This window comes from Campylobacter sp. IFREMER_LSEM_CL1846 (genome assembly GCF_025772105.1).
In the GTDB taxonomy this organism is placed as follows: domain Bacteria; phylum Campylobacterota; class Campylobacteria; order Campylobacterales; family Campylobacteraceae; genus Campylobacter_D; species Campylobacter_D lari_D.
Window position 1 is genome coordinate 48,552 of the sequence record NZ_JAKMRM010000012.1, and the last position, 6,169, is coordinate 54,720.

Sequence of the window (6,169 nt, forward strand, 5' to 3'; positions counted from 1 at the left end):
TTCGATAGATTAATTTTGTACAAGTTTATTGAATTTATATAAATTTACGAATTTTAGAATACTTTTTTGGTTTTTTTAAAATTTTAATTAGATTATGAATTGATAGGTTGGACTATTCTAGCTATAAGCATTAGCATATATAATCCATTTTTTCCTATACCAAACTCCCCTTGATTTGTTAATTCACAAGCAGTCATTGCAATAATTTTATTTTTATAAGCTTTATCTATTGTTCGTTTTTCATTATCTTCTAATTCTTCAAGCATTCTCCAAACAGCAAAATCAATAACCTTAAACCAACTATTATTTTTAATTTCTTTTTCTTTGTAAAAATTAAGCATTTTTTTAGCAACAATTACAGCGTACCAAGAAATAATTTTATAATAATCAATATCTAAAAGTTTTTGTTTATGAGTTTCTAAATACTTGTCATAAAAAATAATAATTTCCTCTATGCACTGCTGCCTATAATCACTAGGAATCGATACACCCTTTTTTGCACAAACATTATGAAATTCAAGTATCATACCAGCAATAGCTTTTCTATTGTATTCAGTATTCGCCACTTCTCCAATTTTACTAATATTATCAGCCATTTAAAATGCTCTCAATGTTTTTTTCAATATCACTAAAATCTTCTTCTTCTATTTTTTTTAATATTTTTTCTTGTCTTTCTAGTGATTTTTTATCTTGATCAAACAACCCAACAAAATAATCAAGTGTAGCCTTATTGCAATGATTGTCAGTGTAACCTTCATTGATTCTGTCGTTACCATTAAAAACTTTATCAAAGGCATTATCCACTTCTCTTTTTATTTCGAAACGATTTTCCATGATTATTCCTTTGGTATTTTTAAATACTATTATACACAATTTTTGATAAATGTTTTAACAATTGTCAAGTAAAAATCAGGGTTTATCTTACTAATATTAATTTTAAAGTTAAAATTAATAAGTTAAATTGCAAAATGGATTAGATATTAATATATTTAAATATCTAATATTTATAGTACTTTTAAAGTTTCTCCTGCATTACTACCTGCTCCATATTGAGAAGCATAATTTAAAATTAAAGCAGGATGTTTAATATTGGCTGAAAATATACTACACTAGTAATTTATTCAGCATATTTATTTCTTTTTTAATCAGTGTCTTAATTTCATCTTTTAACATAGCTACTAAAACTTTTATTTCAAATTCTTGCATTTCTTTTTCAACCCATTCTATAAGATTTCTCTTATCTTTTTCTTTTAAAATAAAACAATGAATGGTATTTGTATTATCTTTAGATAGATTAAAATCATTTAAGAGTTTCAAAAAAAGATTTTTATCAATATTGTTTTCGTTAATATTATGTTTTTCTAAATATTCAATAAAATAATAAAAAACCAAGAGCATTCTTTCACCTTTCCCAGTCCAAGAATGAGCTAATTTTCTAGCAAAAGAATCACCTTTAAATTTTTGCAGATGTGATGTAAGTTTTTCTAACTCTAGTCTACGTAAAATGTGATTAAATAATCTTTTTGTATAAGTTCTGTAATTAAGTTCTTTTGATAATCTTACAATATGATGTGCAAGATATTCATTATCATCATCATAGCACCCCTCTAGTAATAGATCATTTGGGGTAACTTTAAAAATATCACATAAAAGCAAAATTGTATTAAGCGGTGGCTCAAAATTTCCTGTTTCCCAAAGACTAATTGTTCTTTGTGTTGTATTTAGCATTTTTGATAGTTCTAATTGAGTTAAACCGCTTGCTTTTCTTATCTTTTTTAGATTTTCTCCAAACACTTTATAACTCCTTTTTTATAATTGTAAAATAATATTACTTAATATGATATAAATTATCTTTTTATCACTTAATTGAAATTTAATAATAAAATATGATATATTATATCATAATAAATTATAAAAGAGACATGATGTTATTAAATACAATATTTATACAAAAAAGTGATTTTAGTTCAAATGAGGATGAGTGGTTGCTAAATTCTACTATACCTAGCGAGTCTATAGGTGTTTTATATGGTGCTAGCGGTAGTGGAAAAACAACTATTTCTTTATACTTGTGTAAAATAATTTTAGAAAAAAATAACCATACCAGAGTATTTTATATTAATGCGGATATGGGTATTACAAATCTCAAAAAATACGGTTTTAAGGAAATGCTTGATCTGTATGAAAATCGTTTTTATGTAGCTGATCTTACTTGTTGTAATGAAAAATATATTTATCTTGAAAAAATATACGATGAGATTTTGAGTATGCAAGATACTTTTAAGGTATTTATAGTTGTTGATTCTTTAAACTCTATAGCAAGAAAAATTGGAAAATTTATAGATCCTAATTATTTGTTTGCAAGAGAAAAAATTATTAGAAAAAATGGAGGTTCTGTGCTTTTTATACATCATTTGAACAAAAATGGAGTTTTTGCTGACTCTCAGCAAATTATAGATTATTCTGATTATACTATTAGATGTGTTTATAGTGAAGAAAAAGAGTCTATTTTACTAATGTATGAGAAAATGGGACGGTACCCTCTTTTTAAAAATAGAGCTTTTAGGGTTAAAAATTTAAGAATAATAGAAGAGGTTGAATTTAATGAAGCAGAACTTAGTTGCTATGAATTAGAATTTATTAAGACAACATTGGAAATTTTAAAAATGGGCAAAATTAATCAAAGTGAATTGATTAAATTGGTCTTAAGAAATTGCAAAAGATATGTTGGTCGTGAAAAGGCAAGAAAACTTTTGCAAGAATATGCAAAAAAAGGAAAATGGTGCATGCTCAAAGATCGTTTTGATAACAATTCGATTTGAGGAAAAATAATGGATATGGATAATATAGTAATTTGCAAAGCTAGTGATCTTGAAGATATTTTTAAAAAGATTTTAAAAGAAAATGAATTAATCAAGAATAAAACTGATGAAAATTTAAATGTACAACAGGCTTCAAATTATTTAAAAATAAGCACTTCAAAACTTTACAAGGATTGTAATTTAGGAAAAGTTCCTTTTTGTAAAATTGGCAAAAAACTTGTTTTTAAAAAAGATGATCTTGATGAATATTTAAAACTTAATAGCTCTAAAAATAGTTTAAAATTTTAATCACACTTAACCAAAAAACCGAAAAACCTAAAAAACCATTGTAAATTAGTGTTTTTCAGTTTTAAAATTACTAAAAATAGCATTTAGAGTATTATTAATAGTTTCATTTTTAATATTTGCATATCTTTTTGTAACTCCTATGCTTGAATGTCCTAATGTTTCTCCAATAGCTTCTAAAGATATACCCATATTAATACCTATATATCCTATTAAATGTCTTAAGTCATGTAATCTAATAGGAGTTTTTAATTTTTGATTTATTTTATCCCAATGCCATCTTATATCTTTATAAGGGTTTCCATCTTCTTTAATAAAAATATATCCTTTATTTTTTACTCCAATGCTTTTTAAAGCTTCTATTTGTAAAGAACTTAACGGAAATTGTAAGTTTTTCCTTGATTTGTTTTGGCTTGAAGGTAAAAAATAAATTTTATTAGCAAAGTCAATATTGTCCCATTTTAATGTAAGAACTTCACTTTTTCTTCTTCCATGTAAAAGAAATATAAACATAGCTCGTATCGTTAAATTTTCATAATTTATAATAGCTTTATAAAGAGCATTTCTATCCTCATCATCAATAGTAAAATATCTTTTGTTATCAAATTTTTGTATCTCTATTTCTCTTGCTATATTTTTTTTCTATATAATCATTTTTAATAGCAAATTCAAATACTGGAGAAAGTATATCTTTTATTGTTTTTGTTGTTCTTGGAGATTTGCCTTGATCAATCATTTTATTAACAATATTTTGCATATCTTTTAATTTGACTTGTTTTATTTTGATGTTACCTATAATATCTTTTATATGTGCATTATATGAAAATATGGTTACCTCATAATGTTTTTTAGAAATAGTATTTTTTCGCATACTAATCCATTCTTCAAACACTTCATTTAGTTTAGGTTCTTTAATTTTAAATTTCTTTGCAAATTTTCCATTAATTCTTTGCAAGGCAATTAACTCACAATTCTTTTTAAGGGTCTGGGTGTTATTTAAAATAGGAAATATCTCATAACTTGATTTTTTCCCTTCATAATATCTTATAGCTAATTCGTATGGTATAGTTAATCTTCTTTGCAATTCTACTAAACTAATTTCTTTTATATCCTCTAATTTCTTATCTTTGTCTATAAAATATATACCCTTATATTCTTTTATTTTTACTAGATTTTTCAAGATATTCCTTTTTTGCTTTTAATTTACGCAGAAAATTTTATTATTTTTTACATAATATAAAATTAAAAATATACTAAAAATAGTATCTCAAATGGATTTTAGTGGTAGCGGTTTTGGTAGCGGTTTTTTTCTCAAAATGGTATAAAATAATACTATTTTTAAGATAAACTTAAACAATAAAACGCCTATTTTTCAATACTTTGATAAAAAATGATAACAAAACGCATTAGACTCAAAATCTGGTAAGGGCAACCTTGTGTCGGTTCGAGTCCGACCTCGGGCACCATTTAATTATTATTTTATATTTATTGTATTTTAGTTTTATTATTTCTTATTAGTTTTGCATTGTAGCTTGATTTTCAAAAAAACATTTTCCAATGATTTTTTAGTATTTTTGATATTTTTGCAAATTTCTTTCTTTTTGCTTTCTCCTATTTGGAGTTTATCTAAAAAAGTTTCTTCAAGAATATTAACAAGTTGTGTACATTCTTTTGTATCAAATGTTTTTGATTCATTTAAAGATGACAATGCTTTCAATAATAAATCTTTATATTCTATAAGAGCTTTAATATCTACCTCTGAAAGCTGAGCTAACAGAGATAGAAATTGCATAAAATTGTAAAATGAAAAAATAAATCCATGGTATATTATTACTTTTCAAAATAAAAAATACTGTTTTACCAATAAACCTAAAAAAATAATTTGCTTTAAATGAGTTGAGAATAACAAAATTAAAATCTCCTATTCTAGATACCATTATCTTTCCTTATCTTTTAAAATTAAAGATGAATTTGATACTCTACAATAATTTTCATATTTAGGATACAACATTACATGAGGCAATCTTTCAACATATTTTATAATCGTACTATAAGTATGGCCCATGGCTGCAGCATAAACACGAATATCTTCACCATTTGGAATTAATCCCTTTAGTTTTAATACTGCATAGCCTCTTATTCCTTCAGCTGAAATAAAATGATCATCCTTTTGCACAATCTTCACAGGACCAGAAACTACCCATTTAACTTTAGATCCTTTTTTTCCATAATCCAAAGTCATATAATCCGTATCGTAATATTTTATAATCGAACGATAAACAAATAGCTTTGGAGTATATTGAAATATATTAATTTCCTCAGAAGTAAATTCTTTTTCTCCAGTTCTATCTATATAAGTAAATTTAAACAAAGATTTATTTTTTAAATAATCTGTAACACCATTAAATTCAATCGTGAATCCAAACATTTTTTTCAATCTTAAATTTTATTTCTTGATCATTGTATTTTAAAGTAAAATCATATAGCCCATTTGGAATTGAATAATCATTTACTCGAAAACCAATTGGATCAAAATTTATAACATTATTTTCAATATCGTAATATTTTTCTCCTGCTGTTGACAAACGATGTAAAATAAAATGTCTTTCCGTAAATCCTATTTTTGGATTACTTGACTTAACTAGAATTTTCTTTCCTAACATTTTCGTAGGAAATCCTGAAAATATGAAATCCGCACGACCACACGAAACTGGACAAAATAATTTATTTAAACGAGCAAAGTGTTCATCAAAATAAAATCCTAAAAACCTTGTTGCATTTCCGATAAGAATTATTTTTTCCGGTAAAGTTTTAATTTTAATCTTTGTACTGATATTTACATATTCATTCATTTTGCACTCAATATCTATAGCATTAAAATCTTGATCTAAACTTAATTTTGAAAATCCACTTGCAGAGGCTTCACCATTACTATTAAATTTTTCATATTTATAATTTAAAATTCCAGACCCTTTTATATTCCATGTTATTTTTTCATTAGGCTTACCACCTTTTACAAAAATATGAAATTCTTTATTATCTTCACTAATTTCTTTCACACT

Annotated in this window: 10 protein-coding genes; 2 read left to right on the top strand and 8 right to left on the bottom strand. The window is 24.8% G+C overall.

What is annotated here, in order from left to right; all coding sequences use genetic code 11:
• Positions 1-92: 92 nt before the first annotated feature.
• The 3 genes from L8W40_RS06450 to L8W40_RS06460 form a co-directional block, all read right to left on the bottom strand.
• Positions 93-596, bottom strand: a complete 504-nt coding sequence (locus tag L8W40_RS06450) for a hypothetical protein (RefSeq protein ID WP_263664972.1) — start codon at positions 594-596, stop codon at positions 93-95.
• Positions 589-834, bottom strand: a complete 246-nt coding sequence (locus tag L8W40_RS06455; protein WP_263664973.1) for a hypothetical protein — start codon at positions 832-834, stop codon at positions 589-591. Before L8W40_RS06455 ends, L8W40_RS06450 begins: the two co-directional genes overlap by 8 nt.
• A gap of 270 nt (positions 835-1,104) precedes the next feature.
• Entirely contained in the window at positions 1,105-1,794 is a 690-nt protein-coding gene (locus L8W40_RS06460; RefSeq protein ID WP_263664975.1) for a helix-turn-helix domain-containing protein, read from the bottom strand.
• A gap of 131 nt (positions 1,795-1,925) precedes the next feature.
• On the opposite strand from L8W40_RS06460, the gene L8W40_RS06465 reads away from it, so the two are divergent.
• Both L8W40_RS06465 and L8W40_RS06470 read left to right on the top strand, forming a co-directional pair.
• Entirely contained in the window at positions 1,926-2,822 is an 897-nt protein-coding gene (locus tag L8W40_RS06465) for an AAA family ATPase (RefSeq protein ID WP_263664976.1), read from the top strand.
• A 9-nt stretch (positions 2,823-2,831) separates the two neighbouring features.
• Positions 2,832-3,110 carry a helix-turn-helix domain-containing protein gene (locus L8W40_RS06470; RefSeq protein ID WP_167333027.1) on the top strand — a complete coding sequence of 93 codons (279 nt, stop codon included), beginning with the start codon at positions 2,832-2,834 and terminating at the stop codon, positions 3,108-3,110.
• Between the two features lie 45 nt (positions 3,111-3,155).
• On the opposite strand, the gene L8W40_RS06475 is transcribed toward L8W40_RS06470, so the two are convergent.
• From L8W40_RS06475 to L8W40_RS06495, 5 genes are all read right to left on the bottom strand, one after another.
• Positions 3,156-3,740: a site-specific integrase gene (locus L8W40_RS06475; RefSeq protein WP_318529486.1), complete on the bottom strand. Its 585-nt coding sequence runs from the start codon at positions 3,738-3,740 to the stop codon at positions 3,156-3,158.
• Positions 3,709-4,287, bottom strand: a complete 579-nt coding sequence (locus L8W40_RS06480; RefSeq protein ID WP_263664978.1) for an N-terminal phage integrase SAM-like domain-containing protein — start codon at positions 4,285-4,287, stop codon at positions 3,709-3,711. The genes L8W40_RS06475 and L8W40_RS06480 overlap by 32 nt, the downstream gene beginning before the upstream one ends.
• Positions 4,288-4,611: 324 nt before the next feature.
• Positions 4,612-4,899 carry a hypothetical protein gene (locus L8W40_RS06485; RefSeq protein ID WP_263664979.1) on the bottom strand — a complete coding sequence of 96 codons (288 nt, stop codon included), beginning with the start codon at positions 4,897-4,899 and terminating at the stop codon, positions 4,612-4,614.
• Positions 4,900-5,043: 144 nt separating this feature from the next.
• Positions 5,044-5,535 carry a hypothetical protein gene (locus L8W40_RS06490; protein ID WP_263664981.1) on the bottom strand — a complete coding sequence of 164 codons (492 nt, stop codon included), beginning with the start codon at positions 5,533-5,535 and terminating at the stop codon, positions 5,044-5,046.
• On the bottom strand, positions 5,516-6,169 hold a 654-nt coding region (locus tag L8W40_RS06495), incomplete at its 5' end, for a hypothetical protein (RefSeq protein ID WP_263664983.1). The genes L8W40_RS06490 and L8W40_RS06495, both read right to left, overlap by 20 nt.